The sequence below is a fragment of the Photobacterium sp. R1 genome (assembly GCF_054600795.1).
Genome location: NZ_BAAHZP010000795.1, coordinates 1 through 250 on the forward strand (window position 1 = coordinate 1; position 250 = coordinate 250).

Genomic DNA, 250 nt, shown 5'->3' on the forward strand with positions numbered 1-250 from the left:
TGCCACAGGGCAGAAGTGGAAAAGTTGATGGTCAATACGGCTGCCCGTGGCAAAGGGGTAGGCAAAGCATTGATGCTAAAGGCTGAAACATGCTGTCGGCAGTTGAAGCGCAACCTGATTGTACTGGATACACGTGAAGGCGATGTGGCTTCATCCCTGTATCGTAAGCTGGGTTATACCGAGGCCGGACGAATCCCTGATTTTGCCCTGAGTGCATCCGGCCAGTTCGATGCAACGAGATTCTTCTACA

Annotated in this window: 1 protein-coding gene; it reads left to right on the plus strand. The window is 52.0% G+C overall.

Annotated features, from left to right (window positions below):
* Positions 1 to 27 precede the first annotated feature (27 nt).
* A partial coding sequence (locus ACYP03_RS27255) for a GNAT family N-acetyltransferase (RefSeq protein ID WP_459782839.1) occupies positions 28 to 250 on the plus strand: 223 nt, incomplete at its 3' end.